This is a genomic window from Jiangella gansuensis DSM 44835 (assembly GCF_000515395.1).
GTDB classification, from domain to species: domain Bacteria; phylum Actinomycetota; class Actinomycetes; order Jiangellales; family Jiangellaceae; genus Jiangella; species Jiangella gansuensis.
The window spans coordinates 3,751,784-3,768,433 of the sequence record NZ_KI911782.1 but is presented as its reverse complement, the minus strand read 5'-3'; the positions used below and the strand labels follow the sequence as shown (position 1 = coordinate 3,768,433).

The 16,650-nt window shown below is 70.4% G+C and carries 11 protein-coding genes; 1 reads left to right on the top strand and 10 read right to left on the bottom strand.

All coding sequences use genetic code 11. The features are described from left to right. Positions 1-133 precede the first annotated feature (133 nt). The 5 genes from JIAGA_RS0117730 to JIAGA_RS30570 all read right to left on the bottom strand — a co-directional run bounded on the left by JIAGA_RS0117730 (position 134) and on the right by JIAGA_RS30570 (position 6,586). A complete protein-coding gene (locus tag JIAGA_RS0117730; RefSeq protein WP_026876704.1) occupies positions 134-1,324 on the bottom strand; it encodes a Gfo/Idh/MocA family protein in 1,191 nt (396 codons plus the stop codon). 171 nt (positions 1,325-1,495) lie between these two features. After that, entirely contained in the window at positions 1,496-2,566 is a 1,071-nt protein-coding gene (locus JIAGA_RS0117725; protein WP_026876703.1) for a substrate-binding domain-containing protein, read from the bottom strand. A gap of 95 nt (positions 2,567-2,661) precedes the next feature. Beyond that, on the bottom strand, positions 2,662-3,738 hold the full coding sequence (locus tag JIAGA_RS0117720) for an ABC transporter permease (protein ID WP_026876702.1): 1,077 nt from the start codon (positions 3,736-3,738) through the stop codon (positions 2,662-2,664). Further along, positions 3,735-5,219 carry an ATP-binding cassette domain-containing protein gene (locus JIAGA_RS0117715; protein ID WP_026876701.1) on the bottom strand — a complete coding sequence of 495 codons (1,485 nt, stop codon included), beginning with the start codon at positions 5,217-5,219 and terminating at the stop codon, positions 3,735-3,737. The genes JIAGA_RS0117720 and JIAGA_RS0117715 overlap by 4 nt, the downstream gene beginning before the upstream one ends. 17 nt (positions 5,220-5,236) lie before the next feature. Further along, positions 5,237-6,586 (bottom strand): ROK family transcriptional regulator, encoded by a 1,350-nt coding sequence (locus JIAGA_RS30570; RefSeq protein ID WP_084469764.1) that lies wholly within the window; start codon positions 6,584-6,586, stop codon positions 5,237-5,239. Between the two features lie 427 nt (positions 6,587-7,013). Here JIAGA_RS30570 and JIAGA_RS0117705 point away from each other — a divergent pair, with 427 nt between their 5' ends. Then, complete coding sequence (locus tag JIAGA_RS0117705; protein WP_026876700.1) at positions 7,014-7,409, top strand: VOC family protein; 396 nt, start codon at positions 7,014-7,016, stop codon at positions 7,407-7,409. A 54-nt stretch (positions 7,410-7,463) separates the two neighbouring features. On the opposite strand, the gene JIAGA_RS0117700 is transcribed toward JIAGA_RS0117705, so the two are convergent. From JIAGA_RS0117700 to JIAGA_RS30560, 5 genes are all read right to left on the bottom strand, one after another. Further along, positions 7,464-9,590, bottom strand: a complete 2,127-nt coding sequence (locus tag JIAGA_RS0117700; protein ID WP_035812660.1) for a PQQ-dependent sugar dehydrogenase — start codon at positions 9,588-9,590, stop codon at positions 7,464-7,466. Between the two features lie 236 nt (positions 9,591-9,826). Next, positions 9,827-13,165, bottom strand: coding sequence for a PQQ-dependent sugar dehydrogenase (locus JIAGA_RS30565; RefSeq protein ID WP_051426223.1), 3,339 nt, complete (start codon positions 13,163-13,165; stop codon positions 9,827-9,829). A 26-nt stretch (positions 13,166-13,191) separates the two neighbouring features. Further along, positions 13,192-14,139: a sugar phosphate isomerase/epimerase family protein gene (locus JIAGA_RS0117690; RefSeq protein WP_026876698.1), complete on the bottom strand. Its 948-nt coding sequence runs from the start codon at positions 14,137-14,139 to the stop codon at positions 13,192-13,194. Positions 14,140-14,489: 350 nt separating this feature from the next. After that, positions 14,490-15,683 carry an ROK family transcriptional regulator gene (locus tag JIAGA_RS0117680; protein WP_026876697.1) on the bottom strand — a complete coding sequence of 398 codons (1,194 nt, stop codon included), beginning with the start codon at positions 15,681-15,683 and terminating at the stop codon, positions 14,490-14,492. Positions 15,684-15,849: 166 nt separating this feature from the next. Next, positions 15,850-16,638: a hypothetical protein gene (locus JIAGA_RS30560; RefSeq protein WP_157553277.1), complete on the bottom strand. Its 789-nt coding sequence runs from the start codon at positions 16,636-16,638 to the stop codon at positions 15,850-15,852. Positions 16,639-16,650 lie beyond the last annotated feature (12 nt).

The following is a 16,650-nucleotide window of genomic DNA, read 5'->3' as shown; positions in this document are numbered from 1 at the left end:
ACTCACCACAGTCTCCTTCGACTGTCGGGAAACGGGACGCGCGCTCTGGGTTGCTGTCTGGTTCGGCCACTTCTGGAGACTTATGCACCCTTCCCCCTGGCCCGTAGGGTGCACAAGCCTCCAGAAGTGCGAGTTATGTGCCCGGCACCTCCGTCCAGGTGCTGTTCGCTGCCGCGCTCCGCTCGACGGCGGCCAGCACGCGCTGGACACCCAGGCCGTCGGCGAACGACGGCGCCGGGTCGGTGCCCGCGGCGATCGCGGTCAACAGGTCGACGGCCTGGTGGGTGAAGGCGTGCTCGTAGCCGAGCAGGTGACCGGGCGGCCACCAGCCCTCGACGTACGGATGGCTGGGCTCGGTGACCAGCACCCGCCTGAACCCGCCGAGGCCCGGATCCACGGTGTGGTCGTGGACGTGCAGGACGTTCATGTCCTCGAAGTCGAACGCGAGGCTGCCCTTCGACCCGTTGATCTCGATGCGGATGGCGTTCTTGCGGCCGGACGCGAACCTGGTCGCCTCGAAGGTCGCCAGCGCCCCACCGGTGAAGCGAGCCAGGAAGACCGCGGCGTCGTCGACGGTGACTGGCCCCCGCTGGCCACCCTCGCTGACCGTGCCGGACAGACCGCTGGAGGACGACGGCAGCGGCCGCTCCTTCACGAACGTCTCCAGCATGGCGCTGACCCCGGTGATCCGCTCACCGGTGATGTGCTGGGTCAAGTCCACGATGTGCGCGCCGATGTCGCCCAGCGCGCCGGAGCCGGCCCGGTCCTTCTGCAGCCGCCACGACAGCGGCGCCTCCGGGTCGGAGATCCAGTCCTGCAGGTACTGGGCCCGCACGTGGTAGATGCGGCCGATCCGCCCGTCGGCGACCAGCCGGCGGGCCAGCGCGATGGCCGGCACCCGCCGGTAGGTGAAGCCGACCAGGCTGCGCACCCCGGACTCGGCGGCCTTCTCCGCGGCCGCGACCATCGCCTCGGCTTCCTCGACGCTGTTGGCCAGCGGCTTCTCGCACAACACGTGCTTGCCGGCTTCCAACGCCGCGATCGCGATCTCGGCATGGGTGTCCCCCGGCGTGCACACGTCGACCAGGCCGACGTCGTCGCGGGCGACGAGCTGCCGCCAGTCCGTCTCGACACTCTCCCAGCCGAAGCGGCTGGCGACCTCGCCGGCCGCCTCGGCATTCCGCCCGCCCAGCGCTCTCAGTACCGGAACGACAGGTACGTCGAAGAAGCTGGGCGCGTTGCGCCATGCCTGGGAGTGGGCTGCCCCCATGAACGAGTAGCCCACCATGCCGATACCGAGTGTCGGCTTGCCGTCATCCGTCATCTGCGTGCCTTCCATTGAGTGTCTGAGCCTCCGGCTGGCCGACGCCACCGGCCGGGCGGCCCTCAGAGCCTTGTCGACAGGTCGATTCGTTCACGTCCAACACCCCCCTGTCTTGATCGGCCCTGCACGGCGCCGGGAGGAGGCCCGTTCGGCCCCCTCCCGGCGCACCGATCAGGATTCGAAGCCCAGGTGCATGTAGTCGTCGACGTTGTCGGCGTTGACGACCGGCGCGTTGAGCACGATGCGCCGCGGCACCTCCACCTGGACCAGGTCCGACATGCCCTTGTTCTGCGCAAGCAGCCGGGCCAGGCGGATACCGTCGGCCGCCTGCGTTGGCGGGTAGAGCACCGTCGCTTCCATCTCGCCGTCCTGGATCCACCGCATCGCGTTGGCCGACCCGGCGCCGCCGATGAAGAAGAACTCGTCCCGGCCGGCGTTGTCGAAGGCCTGCTTCACGCCGACGCCCTGGTCGTCGTCGTGGTTCCACACGATGTCGATGTGCGGTGCCGCCTGCAGCAGGTTCGACGCCTGCTCCTCGCCGGACTCGACGGTGAACTCCGCCGCGACGCGGTTGTCGACGGTCTGGCCGCAGGCGTCCAGCGCGTCGGCGAAGCCCTGCGAGCGGTCCTGGGTCAGCGGCAGTGCGTCGATGCCGGCGATCTCGGCGATCACCGGGTCCTCGATGCCGTTGTCCTCGATGAGCCCGCAGGCGTACGTGCCGGCCGAGACGCCCATGCCGTAGTTGTCGCCCAGGATGGTGGTGCGGGCGGCGAACGGGCTGGAGAACTCACGGTCGACGTTGACGACGATGATGCCCGCGTCCATGGCCCGGGTCGCCACCTCGGTCAGCTGAGCGCCGTCCGTCGGGAGCAGCACGATCGCGTCGACGCCCTCGTTGATGAACGTCTCGATCTGGCTGATCTGCAGGCTGGCGTCGTTGGTGGCCTCGGCGGTGCGCAGCTCGATGTCCTCGTAGCGTTCAGCCTCGGCGATGGCGGACTCGTTGACGGCGGCCAGCCAGCCGTGGTCGGCCAGCGGGCCGGAGAAGCCGATGGTGACGGTCTCACCGGGCTCGTCGTTGCCGCCGGCCGGCGCCTCGTCACCGCCGCCGGTCTCGCCCGCGGCGTCCGGGTCCTCCTCCGGTTCGTTGCTGGTGCAGCCGACCACGAGCGCCGCGGCGGCGAACACCGCGGCCGTCGTCGTCAGCCATCGGCGGAACGGCCGATGCGTGGTTACCGACATGGGTCTCTCCTCTTTGAGATCGGTTCGGTCCGGACTCCGCGTCCGGGTGGGGTTACGGCTGGGGGCGAGGCGGCCGGCGCGCGGGCCGCCGTGACCTACGACGAATCGCTGCGCGCGGCCACCCGCTGCTGCAGCAGCACGGCGATCACGATGATCGCGCCCTTCGCGACGGCCTGGGTGGAGCTGTCCAGGTTGTTGAGGGTGAACACGTTGGTCAGCGTCATGAAGATCAGGACGCCGAAGATGGTGCCGACGATGGTGCCGCGGCCACCCGACAGCAGGGTGCCGCCGATGACCACCGCGGCGATCGCGTCCAGCTCCCAGAGAAAGCCGTGGGTCGAGCTGCCGGTGGTGGTGCGAGCCATCAGCATGACCGCGGCGAGGCCGCAGGCGAGGCCGAGCAGCGCGTAGAGCATCATCGTGTGCCGCTTGACCGCGATGCCGGCGAGGCGGGCTGCCGTCGCGTTGCCGCCGACGGCGATAGTGCGCCGGCCGAACGTGGTGCGGTTCAGCAGCACCCAGCCGATCGCGCTGACCACGGCGAAGATCCAGACCAGCACCGGGACGCCGAGGAAGTCGCCGTTGACGAAGTCGATCAGGGGCCGGACCTCGATGATCTGCGTACGCCGCTCGGAGATGATCTCCGCCAGGCCGCGCGCGGCCGCCAGCATCGCCAGGGTGACGATGAACGGCGCCATGCCCCCGTACGCGATGAGCACCCCGTTGACCAATCCGCAGCCGACGCCGACCGCGAGGGCGGTGAACACCATGATGATCCAGTGGGTGTCCTCGGCCATCCGTTGCGTGGCCAGGGTGGTGGCCCAGACCGAGGCGAGCGCGACGATCGCGCCGACGGACAGGTCGATACCGCCGCCGATGATCACGAACGTCATGCCGATGCTGACCACGCCGACGCTCGCCGCCAGCCGCAGGATCGTCAGCATGTTGTCGGTGCTGGCGAACCGGTCGCCCGCGGTGGCCACACCTACGGCACACAGCACCAGCAGGGCGATGACGAGACCGAAGTTGCGGCCCGCCGAACTGCTCATGAACCGGCCGAAGCTCGACCGGGTGTCGCCCTCAGTCGCCGCGGCAGCCTCGACACGGCGGTGTTCGTCCGCCGGCGGTGTCCCGGACGCGCTCGCAGGTGCGGCCGGAGTCTGATCGCTCACGCTGCGCTCCCTTCCATCACCAGGTCGAGGACCCGGTGCTCGTCGATCTCGTGGGCCGGGCCGCTGTGCACGACGAGCCCATCCCGCAGGACGAGGACCCGGTCGGCCAGGCCGAGCACCTCGGGGACCTCACTGCTGACAATGACGATGCCGACACCGTCGGCGGCGAGGCGCCGGATGAGTGCGTAGATCTCGCTGCGAGCACCGACGTCGACGCCGCGGGTCGGTTCGTCCAGCAACAGCACCCGGCACTCCCGCAGCAGCCACCTCGCCAGCACGACCTTCTGCTGGTTGCCGCCGGACAGCGTCCGGACGGCGCGGTCGACGTCGGGTGGGCGGACGTCGAGCGACGTGATGTGCTCGGTGGCGGCGCGCTTCTCGGTGGCGCGGTTGATGAAGCCGCCGCGGGCGAAGCGGCCCATGGTGGCCAGGCTGACGTTGCGGTAGATCGCCTCATCGAGCAGCAGGCCCTGGCTCTTGCGCTCCTCGGGGGACAACCCGATGCCGCCGGCGACCGCGGCGCCCACCGAACCGTTGCGCAGCCGCTTGCCGTTCAGCGTCACCGTCCCGCTGCTGGCCTTGCGGATGCCGAAGATGGTCTCCAGGATCTCCGACCGGCCGGAACCGACCAGGCCGGCCAGCCCGACGATCTCGCCGGCGCGCACGTCGAAGTCGACGCCGCTGAACGCACCGGAGGCCGCCAGGTCACGCACCGACAGGACAACCGCGCCGTCGCCGTCGCCGGACACCCGCTCAGGAAAGACGTACTCGATGTCGCGGCCGGTCATCCGGCGGGTCAGCTCGCGGGTGGGGGTGTCCCGGGCGGACAGCCCGGCGGCCACCGTGCGGCCGTCCTTCAGAACCGTCACCCGGTCGCCGATCTGGCGGATCTCCTCCAGCCGGTGCGAGATGTAGACGACGGCGACACCGTCGGCCGTCAGGTCGCGGATGACCGTGAACAGCCGGCCGACCTCCTCCTGGTCGAGCACCGCCGACGGCTCGTCCATGACGATCAGCTTCACGTCGTGCGACAGCGCCCGGGCCATGCTCACGATCTGCTTGCCCGCCGCGGACAGCCTCCCGACCTCACGCCGCGGCGAGATCTCGCTGTGCCCGAGCCGGTCCAGCAGGGCCGCCGCCTCCCGCTGGGTGTCGCCGCGGCGGGAGAACCCGGCGGCGGCGAGTTCGTGGCCGAGATAGATGTTCTCGGCGACGCTGAGACCGTCGACGAGGTCCAGTTCCTGGTAGATGGTGGCGATGCCGTGGTTCATGGCCGCCTGCGGCGTCGTGAGCCGGATCTCCTCGCCCTGCCAGGTGATCTGACCTTCGTCCGGCTGGTGAGCGCCGGACAGCACCTTGATCAGGGTGGATTTGCCGGCGCCGTTCTGGCCCAGCAGGCAGTGCACCTCGCCGGGGCGGACCTCGAGGTCGACGCCGTCCAGGGCGCGGACGCCGGGGAAGACCTTGACGATGCCGTGCATCCGGAGCAACGGGTCGCTCACGCCATACCTCCCGGTAGCTGGCTGGGAATGGGGTCGGCCGGTTCCGTCGAGCCGCGGTTCTGACCGCTGGCCCGGACGGCGGCGGCATCGGCGGCGGCGTCGGCGGCGGAGAGCGTCACGGACGCCGGATCGGTGAGCACCGCCTCCAGCGCGACGTGCGCTCCGCCGCGGCAGGCGGCGGTGAAGCCGAGCGCCGACAGCTCGATGCGGCAGCCGCCCCGCGCCGGCGCGACCACCCGCTTGTCCAGCTCGGCCTCCATGGCCGGCAGCAGGAACTCGCCCAGCACCGCGAAGTAGCCGCCGAGCGCGATGACCCGCGGGTTGAACAGGTTGACCAGGATCGCCGCGCCCAGGCCGAGGCTGGTGCCGACGGCCTGCAGGCCGCGCAGCGTGCGCCCGTCGCCCAGGGAGGCGCGGCGGCGGATCTCCGTCAGCCGTACTTCCAGGTCCACCGACGGGTCCGTGACCGAGTCGGCGGGATCGGCCACCTCCCGCAGCAGCGCCGCGAGCCCGACCGAGGTCTCCCAGCAGCCGAGCTTCCCGCAGCCGCAGGGATGCGCTGGGTCGCCGATCGGCATGTGTCCGATCTCGCCGCCGTAGCCTTCGGTACCGCGCAGCAGGACACCGTCGGAGATGACGCCGCCACCGACGCCGGTCTCGCCGGTGACGTAGACGAGGTCGGGGGTGCCGGCCGACGCTCCCATCGTGTATTCGGCCAGGGCGCTGAGGTTGGCGTCGTTGTCGACCCGGATCGGGATGCCGGGTCCGCCGAACCGGGTGGCCAGCTCGTCGGCGACGCGCACCTCGCGCCAGCCGACGTTGGGCGCGTGGCGCAACACCCCGGGGGCGGTCTCCACCATGCCGGGAATGCCGACGGTGATGCCCGCGATGTCGTGCCCGAGCTCCCGGGCCCTCCCGGCCGCGGCGGCGATGGCCGCGGCCAGCTCGTCGAGCGTCTTCTCCACTCCGAGCCGCGGCACGTCGAGGGGGGTGCGCTCGTAGAGGACCTGCTCGCCGCGCAGGTCGAGCACCAGGACCGCGACATAGTCGACGTTGATCTCGGCGCCCAGCCCGCAGACCCGGCCGTCGATCTCGACCGTCTGGCCGGGCCGGCCCACCCCGCCCACGCGCTCGACGTCGCCGTCGCGCACCAGGCCCAGCTCGGCGAGCTCGGCCACCAGGCTCGAGACGGTCGCCTTGTTCAGGCCGGTGTCGGCGGCGATGCGCGCCCGCGAGCGCGGACCGGCGTCGCGCAGGTCGCGCAACACCATGGCGAGGTTGTGCCGGCGCAGGAAGACCTGGTCGGCCGGAGTGAGCCCGCGATCGGGAAGCAGCCCGTCGTTCATGGACAGCCTCCTCTCGTCGGCTCGGCCCGCGCTGAGAATCCGTGAACTCACGTGACGTGCATCACCGGTGTTCGTCGGATGAGACAACAAACTAGGAAGCCGCCTGCCTGGCGGTCAAGGGTTACGACGGAGTTTCTTGCGGTGACGCAACGATGACGGTCAGGCGGCTCCATGCCTCGCGGGTCGCGCCAGGATGGCCGGACGATTCTGGCGATAGCCCCCGAAACGGCTTCCCATCTGCGGCGCAGCGCGGTGCGGCCGGCTGGCACGCCGCGCACATGACGCGACACCGGCGCCAGGTCACAGTTCGGCCACGCACCACGCAAAACCCTGCCGAGCGGGATCGCTGACCAACCGGCATCGGCGCTACTTACGCATCCAGTTGGACAAAGTGAGCTGCGTCAGCGCCTCTCAGTACGATGCGGCGATGCATCGCAGCCGGATCTCGACCCTGCTCATCGACGTGCCCCGCGAGGACGCGCCCGCCACCACCGGGTTCTGGGCCGGCGCACTGGGTGTCGCCACCCACAGCCCTCCCGGCGAGCCGCAGTTCACCGTGCTCGAGGACGCCATCCCCGGCCTGGTGACCGCGGTGCAGTCAGTGGACGACGCGCCCCGCTACCACCTGGACATCGAGACCGACGAGGTCGCCGCCGAGGTTTCCCGGCTGGCCGGGCTCGGTGCCGTGGAGGTGGCGAGCTGGCAAGGTTGCCACACGCTGCGGGCGCCGGGCGGGCACCTGCTCTGCGTCATCCCGGTGCACAGCGACCCGGAGGAGTTCGCCGCGAACGCCCGCGCCTGGCCGTCGGCCCCCACCCCTTGATCGTCAAGGGTTGACCCGGCCATGACCGGGTCAACCCTTGATGATCAACGTGCGTCAGCCGACCGGCTCCAGCACCACCTCCGCGCTCCCGGACAGCGGCGGCAGGCCGTCACCGCCTGGGTCGGTGTAAGCGGCATTGAAGACGCCGCGCAGGTTGTCCCCCGGGCCGTGGCCGCCGGGCAGCGTCGTCTGGATGGTGCCCGTGCAGCCCGCCGCCGTGGTCTGCGGGTGACCGTGGTCGTCGTGGCCGACGATGTAGGTCACCTGCACCCGGGAGCAGTCGACCGGCTGGTCGTCTGTCACCCGCACCTCGAACGCGACGACGTCGCCGAAGGAGAACGTGTCGCCGTCGGACGGGGTGACGAACTCGACCACCGGCGCGACGTTGCCGACCACGATCTCGACCTCCGCCGACGCGGTCTTGCCGCGGTGCGGGCCGCCGAGGTCGGTGACCTTGAGGGTGGCTCGGTACAGGCCGTTCTCCTCGTAGGTGAACGACGGGTTCCGCAGGCGCGAGTCGACCCTGCCGTCAGCGTCGAAGTCCCACTCGTAGCGCATCCGGTCACCGTCGGCGTCGGCGGTGCCTTCACTGCTGAACTGGACCGTCAGCGGCGCCTCGCCGTTGGTGACGTCGGCCGTCGCCACCGGGACCGGGGTGTGGTTGCCGTCCGTGCCGATGTAGTCGATCCGGGCGAGCTGCGCCTCCGGGTTCTCGGCGAAGAAGCCGTCGCCGTACTCCAGGACGTAGAGCGCGCCGTCCGGGCCGAACTCCATGTCCATTGGGTTGTCGGTGACGACCGAGGACACGACGTCCTCGATGGATGCCAGCCGACCGGCGTCGTCGAGGCGGAAGCCCTTGATGTAGTCGCGGGTCCACTCGTAGAACAACCGCACGCCGTCGTAGTACTCCGGCCACGCCACCGGCGCCCGGCCGCGCGTGGTGCGCGGGTCGAAGTCGTACACCGGGCCGGCCATCGGGCCGATGCCGCCGGTGCCCAGTTCGGGGAACTCCGCGGACTGGCCGTAGGAGTACCAGACGTCCGGCTGGGTCACCGCCGGCAGCTCGGTCAGGCCGGTGTTGTGCGGCGACTCGTTGACCGGGGCGGCGCAGTCGAACGGCTCACCGGAGGCCTCGGTAGCGAAGTCGTAGTCGACGTAGGGCAGCTCCGCCGTGGCGCAGTACGGCCAGCCGTAGTTGGCCGGCTCCCGCACGACGGTCCACTTGCCGACTCCGGCCGGGCCACGCTCGGGGTCGGCGGTGTCGGCGTCGGGTGAGTAGTCACCCACGTACACGTCGCCGGTGCCCGGGTCGATCTCGATCCGGAACGGGTTGCGCAAGCCCATGGCGTAGATCTCCGGGCGGGTTCCCTCGGTGCCCGGCTCGAACAGGTTGCCGTCGGGGACGGTGTACGTGCCGTCGTCCTGGACGGTGATTCGCAGCACCTTGCCGCGCAGGTCGTTGGTGTTGGCCGAGGTGCGCTGGGCGTCGAATGCGGGGTTGCGGTCGGGCCGCTCGTCGATCGGGGTGAAGCCGTCGGACTCGAACGGGTTGGTGTCGTCGCCGGTGCCGAGGTACAGGTTGCCGGCGTCGTCGAACACGATGTCGCCGCCGACGTGGCAGCAGATGCCGCGGTCGACCGGGACGTCGATGATCTCCTGCTCGCTTGCCAGGTCGAGCTCGTCGCCGTCCAGCTCGAACCGGGACAGCCGGATCACGCCTTCGAACGGCTCGAAGTCGGCTGGGTCGCCGAAGAGCGGCGCGTCGCCCTCGTTGACGTCCGGGGTGCTCGGGTCGTCGACAGGGGTGTCCAGTGGCGGCGAGTAGTACAGGTAGACCCACTGGTTGTCCGTGCCGAAGCCGGGGTCGACGGCGACGCTCTGCAAGCCCTCCTCGTCGTGCTCGTAGACGTCGAGCTCCGCGGCCAGCGTGTTCAGCCGGGTGTCGGGGTCGTGCAGCCACACCTCGCCGAACCGGGTGGTGTGCAGTACCCGGCCGTCCGGCAGGACCGCGAGGTCCATCGGTTCGCCGGGTGAGTCGTTGAGCGTGACCTTCTGGAACGCGGAGTCAGGCGGTGGCTCCGATGCCGGTGTCCCACCGGTGCCCGGCGCCGCGGCTCCGGGCGTGGCGACGAGCACGGACGCGACCAGCGCGCCGGCTGTCATCCCTACGGCTCTGCGCATGCTGCCCTCCGATCGAGTTCGGAAGGCCTCAGATAAACGTCACATTTCCTCTATGTCAAGACGTTTGAAACTCTTTCGCCACCAACGGTGTAATCCAGGCCACTGAGCGGCAAAAGGCGCCGCCGGCCCTCGCCCCCGAAGTTGATCTTGGAGTAAGCGCGGCATCTATCGGACATATGGGTCCGGGTTGATGTCATTACTCCAAGATCAACTTCGGGACTGGGCCGACGAGGCTGTCAGCCGGAGAGCTGGTCGGTCACCACACCGGTGTGATAGCCGAGCACCTCCCGCGCCGCCGGGTCAGTGACGAACGTGGCGCTGGCAGCCGTCGAGGCGAACTGCGCCAGCGACCGCACAGCGCTGTCCGTGCGGCCCGCGCCGGCGTGCCGGATGGCGGCGTCCAGGTGCAGCCGCAGCCGGCTGTCCCCCGCCGTCGTCAGCACCCCGGCCTGCCTGTAGTGGCCGACGATCGCCGCCAGGTCGGCCAGCGACGTCGTCACCGTGAACGTCGCCGTCGCGCTGCCGTGATGCCCGGCGTTGTCCGTGGCGCTCGCGACCAGCTCGTGTGAGCCGACCTCGAGCGTCCACAGCTCCACGACGGCGCCGGACTCCACCGGGTCACCGTCCAGGGTGCCGGTCACCGAGGCGATCCCGGAGACCGCGTCGGTCCCGGTGAACGACGGCGTCAGCGTGCCGCTGGCCGCATGGCTGGACCCGTCGTCGACGCCGCCGACGGACGCCGCCGGCGGGGTTTTGTCGATCTTGACGGCGACGGAGCCGACCTCGGACACGTTGCCACCGTTGTCGGTCGCCCGGTAGTGCACCGTGGTGGTGCCCTCGGCGCTGACCGTCAGCGGGTTGTTGGCGTTGGCCCAGGTGACCCCGCCGTCGGTGGAACGCTGCCGGCTGGCGACAGTGCCGTTGTCAGTGGCGTTGACGGCGACCGACACGTTGCCGGTGTACCAGCCGTTGGCGCCGGTCGGTGCCGCCGGGTTGAGCGTGTGGCTCACCGTCGGTGCCGTGACGTCGGCCACGCCGTCGCCGACGAACCGCAGCTCGTCGAGGTCGAAGCCGCTGGTGGACGTGAGGTACAGCCGGCCGGTGCCTTCCGGGGCGTCGGTGAGAGCCTGCTCGATCTCGAACCAGCCGGTGCGATTGCGGAACGAGAACGTGGCGAACGGCGTCGCCTTCGGGTCGTCCCACCGCAGGTGCAGCGTGCCCCGGCCCCACGCGCGGGCCACGATGCTGTCGATGTTCACCAGGTTGACCGGGTCGAAGGCGATCCAGTCCCGGGCGTCGAACGACGTCACCTTGCGCAGGCCGTTGGCGTCCGGGTCGTCGACGATCTCGACGCCCTCGGCGTCGTCGAACCACTCCGCCTGCTGCGTCTTCGGGTTCAGCAGGATCGACGCCTCCCCCCGGGCCGGCGGCACGCCGAGGTGGCCGTTGTCGGTGTAGCCGACGACCAGCCCGCCGTAGATGTTCTCCGTCTCACCGTGCTCCGGAGCATCGGCGGGCGTCGGGACGCCGAACGTGCAGTTCCCCGAGCCCGAGCTCAGCGGATGCGCGTGCTCGTCGTGCCCGAGCCCGAACTCCCACTGCACCCGCGAGCAGACCGGCGTGTTCCCGTCCTCCGGGTCCTCGACGGAGACTGTCACCGGCACCGCCTGGCCCCAGTCGAAGAACCCGCCGTCCGGGGTGTCCAGCGTGACCGTGGGTGCGACGTTGCCGACCGTGATCTGCGTCGAGCGCACGCCGAACTTGCCGGACGGGTCGGTGACCCGCAGCGCCGCGTTGTACTGACCGAGCTCGGTGTAGGTGTGGCTGGCCGTGACACCGCTGGCGTCGAACGAGCCGTCACCGTCGAAGTCCCAGTCGTAGGTCAGCGTCGCGCCCTCCGGATCGGACGACGCCGACGCGTCGAACTGCACCGTCAGCGGCGCGTCGCTGCTGGAGATGGGGTCGGCCGTGAACCGCGCCTGCGGGCTCTTGTTGCCCTCGGCATAGTCGACCCGGTACAGGCCGGCGTCGGGGTTCTGCCGGAAGAAGCCGTCGCCGTACTCCAGTACGTACATCGAGCCGTCCGGGCCGAACTCCATGTCCATGACGTTGTCCCAGATCGGCTGGGCGACGTGGTTCAGGTGCGCGTTCGGCAGGAAGTCCACGATCTCGGTGACCGGGCCGCTCGTGGCCAGGTCGAGCGTGAACGCTGCCACGTAGTCCTGCGAGAACTCCGCGAAGAACGCCTTGCCGTCCCAGTGCTCCGGGAACTTCGACGGCGACGGGTTGTCCGCGTCGTAGCGGTACACCGGGCCGCCCATCGGGCCCTGGCCGCCGCCGCCGAGATCGGTCAGCTCCGGCCACGGCTGGTGGCTGGCGTTGTCGCCGTAGTACAGGTGCGGCGCGGTGGCCGGTGGGACCACGTCGAGGCCGGTGTTCCAGCGGGAGTTGTTCTCCGCGCCGGCGTCGCAGTCGAACCACGCGCCGGGCGTCGCCGTCGCGAAGTCCCACTCGTTGTAGTTGGCGTTCGGGCCGTGGCAGTACGGCCAGCCGGCGTTGATCGGCTCGCCGGTGGTCTGCCATTCGACGTAGCCCATCGGGCCGCGGTCGGGGTTCGGCTGGCCGGCGTCCGGGCCGTAGTCGCCCCAGACCAGCGAGCCGGTCTCGACGTCGTAGTCGATGCGGAACGGGTTGCGTACACCCATGACGAAGATCTCCGGCCGGGTGCCTTCCGTGCCGGGCGCGAACAGGTTGCCCTCCGGGACGGTGTAGGACCCGTCCTCGCCGACGTTGATCCGCAGGATCTTCCCGCGCAGGTCGTTGGTGTTGCCCGGGCCGCGGCGCGCGTCGAAGCCCGGGTTCATGCCCGGCGCGTCGTTGTTGGGCGCATAGCCGTTGGCACCGGGGGTGCCGGCCGGCGTGTTGTCGCCGGTGGAGATGTAGAGATTGCCGTCGGCGTCCCAGGCGAGGTCACCGGCGACGTGGCAGCACTGCCCACGCTGCACCTCGACCTTGATGATCTCCTGCTTCGTCGCCAGGTCGAGCGAGTCGGTCGCCTCGTCCCACTTGAAGCGGGCGAGGACGTTGTAGCCCTTCCACCGGTCCCAGTACGCGTCGGTCTCACCGGCCGGCAGCGAGTTCGGCGCGTTGCCCGCCGGCGTGGTCTCCGGGTACGGCGCCTCCATGACGCGAGGTGCGTAGAAGAGGTACACCCACTGGTTGGTCTCGAAGTCCGGGTCGATCGCGATGGTCTGCAGACCGTCCTCGGAGTTGGCATAGACGTCGATCGTGTTGATGAGTCTGGTGATGCCGGTGGCGGGGTCGGTCAGCCGGACGTCACCGTTGCGGGCGGTGTGCAGCACCCGGGAGTCCGGCAGCACCGCCAAATCGATCGGTTCACCGGTGTTCTTGCTGAGCAGGATCTTCTCGTAGTTGTTCCAGTCGCGGGCGGTCTCCTCGGCTTCGCTGTGCTCGTGGCCGGGGTGCGCTGACGCGGACAGGCTGGCGGGCAGGGCCGCGGCGAGCACGGCGGCCGGCATCAGGGCGGCCAGGGCGATACTGGCGAAACGGCGCATCGCGTCGTCCTCTCGTGTCGGCCGGGTCAGCCGCGAAGGCTGTAGATAGCGTCGTAGCTGCGCTCCGCTGCGCCCAGCGCACCGCCGGCCTCGGCCGGCGTGTTCGGCGCGTTGTCCTGCTCCCACAGCGAGTAGTGCCGGCCGCGCGACCCGATCGCGCTGTAGAAGCGCTGGAAGTCGATGCTCCCGGCACCGAACTCGACGATGTCGTAGCCGTTGGCGGACGCCGACTCCCGGCCGTCCTTGGCATGGAACAGCGGGTACCGCAGGCGGTTGTCGACGACGTAGTCGATCGGGTCGAAGCCGGGCGCGATGTGCTGGCCCACGTAGGCCCAGTAGATGTCCATCTCGAGGAAGACCAGCTTCGGGTCGGTCTCCGCGAGCAGCACGTCGTAGAGGCGCGTGTTCGGATCGTCGTTCGCGAACCTGAACTCGTTCTGGTGGTTGTGGTGGTACCAGCGGATCCCGCGGGCCTGCGCGGCGGCGCCGAACGCGTTGAACTCCGCGGCCGCGGCCTGGTAGCCGGCGACGGTGCGGTTCGCGGCGCTGACCGGCTCGTTCGCGGTGCCGATGAACGGCAGGCCGAGGATCTCCGCCCGGTCCAACTCCTGCTGCAGGTTGTTGCGGAACGCGTTCAGGCCGACGTGGCTGCCGATGGGGGTGAGGCCGTTGTCGTCGAGCAGCTGCCGGATCTGCTGCACGGTGATGCCCGGCTCGGCCGGCGACGTGTAGCCGGCGAACTCGATGTTCTTGTAGCCGATGCGGGCCAGTTCCTCGAAGACCACCCGGAAGCCGAGGGAGGAGACGAGGTTGCGGATGGTGAACAGCTGGATACCGATCTTGCCGGGCGGGACGAGCATGCCCTTCGCCGCGCCGGCCACCGCCGGTGCCGCGAGGCCCGCGGCCGTGACCGCCATCGTGGTGCCGGCGACGGCGCTCAGGAACTGCCGCCTGTTGATCTCGGGACGTGCCATGTCGTTCTCCTCATTGAGCCGATCGACCGCTACGGCGGACATGACGGGGGCGCGGGATCAGAAGGCCGTGCCGTGCCACCCCCCTTTCCGGGCACGGATCCGTTCGACGCGCAGGAAGATCGCGGCCGGAAGATGCCAGCCGTTGATCACGCAAGCTAGACCTCAAACGAAACAAAGGTCAACAGTTCCCGTCAAACTTTCGAAACTTGACGGTGTAAGTAACGCGCTTTGTCGCCCGCGACCAAGCCCCAAATGATCACGTCCACCATGGGTGCTCACCCTTCACCAGGGATGCTTGCCTGGGGCACCGGGAGGACGCCTGGGGTGGCCACGCCCCGGCGCAGACGCCGTCAGGGCGCGGCGAAGATCGCGTCGCTGATCAGTGCCGCGGCGCCGACCACGCCGGCGTCGTCGCCCATCTCGCTGAGGACGACCGGAAGGTTGCCGGTGGCCAGCGGCAGCGAGCGCCGGTACACGACGCCGCGGATCTCGGCCAGCAGCGGATGGCCGAGCCGGGCGACCCGTCCGCCGATGACGATCAGGCCAGGGTTGAAGAACGAGACCAGGCTGGCGAGGACCCAGCCGACGCGGTGGCCGCCGTCGCGGATCATCTGGACGGTGTACGGGTCGCCCATGGCCACGGCGGAGGCGACGTCGGCGCCGGTCAGCTCGCCTTTCTCGGACAGTATGGCCGCGAGGGCCGGCGACCGGCCGCCGCGGGCCGCCGCGAGCGCGTCGCGGGCCATCGCGGCCCCGCCGAAGAACGCCTCGAGGCAGCCGGTGTTGCCGCATGCGCAGGTGGGGCCGAACTCCTCGACCCGGATGTGCCCGATGTCGCCGGCACAGCCGTCGACGCCCCGGTACAACTGGCCGTCGACGACGATGCCGCAGCCGATCCCGGTGCCGATCTTGACGAACAGGAAGTCGCGGGCGGCCTTGGCGACGCCGGAGTGCTGCTCGCCCAGCGCCATCACGTTCACGTCGTTGTCCAGCAGCACCGGGCAGCCCAGTTCACGGGCGAGTGCGTCGCGCACCGGGTAGCCGTCCCAGCCGGGCATGATGGGCGGTGAGACCGGCATGCCGCCGTGGAAGTCCACCGGCCCGGGCACCCCGACGCCTACGCCCACTGGCCGGGTCACGCCCTGCTCCGCCAGCACCTTGTGGGTCAGCTCCAGGGCGCGAGCCAGCACCGGCTCCGGCCCCTGCCGCACGTCCATGTCGACAGAGCGCTGGCCGAGCACTGCCAGCCGGCCGTCCGTGACCGCCACCGACACCGTCGTCGCGCCGATGGCGATGCCGACGAAGCGCACGTCGGAGGAGAGGTCGACGAGCGTGGAGCGACGGCCGCCACGCGAGGCCGCCGGGCCGGCCCCCTCGGCCAGGGCGAGCTCGGTCAGCCGGCCCACTTCGCTGGCCATCGTGGTGCGTGAGACACCGAGGCGGTCGGCGAGTTCGACCCGCGACAGCGGCCCCTCGTCACGCAGGAGCTTCAGGACTTTCGCCTGGGTCGCCGTCTCCGGCCGGCCGGCGAGCGTATGCGCCATGCGCCCATCGTGCCATGCTTTCGCCGCGCCGCATCGAAAGTTCCGCATGCGACACGCAAATGAGTGAGCGAGCCATCACCATGATTGCTCCCGGTTCCCCAGGCAAGCATGGGTGGTGGAGGGTGAACACCCCAACGCCACGTGATCATTTCGGGGCGGTTGGCGGTCACTGGTGGTGGGAACCGTGGGCGCCTCCTTCGGCGACGTCGCCCTCGGTGGTGCTGGGGACGTCGAGGCTGTGCGGGTCGGTCTCCTCGCCGGGGCGGATCGGCAGATTGATGTGGACGTGACCGTTGCCCGCGTCGATGTTCAGCACGTCGAGTTGGGTCGCTGCCACCGCCCAGGCGCCGACGGCCTGGGTGCGCAGGTCCGACGCCAGGGTGAGCAGCGTGTCCTGCTGGTCCCCCGCGGGCGTCGCCACCGCGGACTCGTACGCCGTCACCGCCGACCGGAGCAGGTCGACGGCGAGCACGAGACCGTTGCGCGTGACGTTGACCTCGGTGGACGCCGACGGCGGCTCACCGAACGTGGCGGTGGCTTCGTCGACGGCGGCCCGCCAGCCGGCGATGTCGGTGGCCGTGGCCGGGGTCGCCGACGGGGCTCCTTCGGCCGGCAGCACGCCGTGCATGCCCTCCATCAGCGACAACAGCGCGTGGTGCGCCGCGGTGGCCTGCTGGGTGAGCTCGGTGACGACCTCGGCGTTGCGGGCTTCCTCCTCGGCTTCAAGCTCAGCCACCCGCGAGGCCAACGGGTCGTCGTCGTCGCCACCTCCGGACAGCACCAGCGTCGCCAGCACGATGTTCAGGGCCACCAGAGCGACGAGGGCGGCGATCCAGAAGGCCCGGCGCCGGGACGGGGCCACCTGCCCCGGCGCCGGGGACGGCGACCGGCCGGCACCGGTCGCCCGGCCACCGCGTCCGCTCGGTCTCCGAGATCCGTCGCGTCGGTTCGCCACGCTCGCAGGACG

Coding starts and splice junctions, on each gene's coding strand:
- JIAGA_RS0117715 (WP_026876701.1), bottom strand. CDS start 5,219: ATGCACGGCATCGTCAAGGTCTTCCCCGGCGTCCGCGCCCTGGACGGC.
- JIAGA_RS0117725 (WP_026876703.1), bottom strand. CDS start 2,566: ATGTCGGTAACCACGCATCGGCCGTTCCGCCGATGGCTGACGACGACG.
- JIAGA_RS0117730 (WP_026876704.1), bottom strand. CDS start 1,324: ATGACGGATGACGGCAAGCCGACACTCGGTATCGGCATGGTGGGCTAC.
- JIAGA_RS30565 (WP_051426223.1), bottom strand. CDS start 13,165: ATGCGCCGTTTCGCCAGTATCGCCCTGGCCGCCCTGATGCCGGCCGCC.
- JIAGA_RS0117690 (WP_026876698.1), bottom strand. CDS start 14,139: ATGGCACGTCCCGAGATCAACAGGCGGCAGTTCCTGAGCGCCGTCGCC.
- JIAGA_RS30570 (WP_084469764.1), bottom strand. CDS start 6,586: ATGAACGACGGGCTGCTTCCCGATCGCGGGCTCACTCCGGCCGACCAG.
- JIAGA_RS0117700 (WP_035812660.1), bottom strand. CDS start 9,590: ATGCGCAGAGCCGTAGGGATGACAGCCGGCGCGCTGGTCGCGTCCGTG.
- JIAGA_RS0117680 (WP_026876697.1), bottom strand. CDS start 15,683: ATGGCGCATACGCTCGCCGGCCGGCCGGAGACGGCGACCCAGGCGAAA.
- JIAGA_RS0117705 (WP_026876700.1), top strand. CDS start 7,014: ATGCATCGCAGCCGGATCTCGACCCTGCTCATCGACGTGCCCCGCGAG.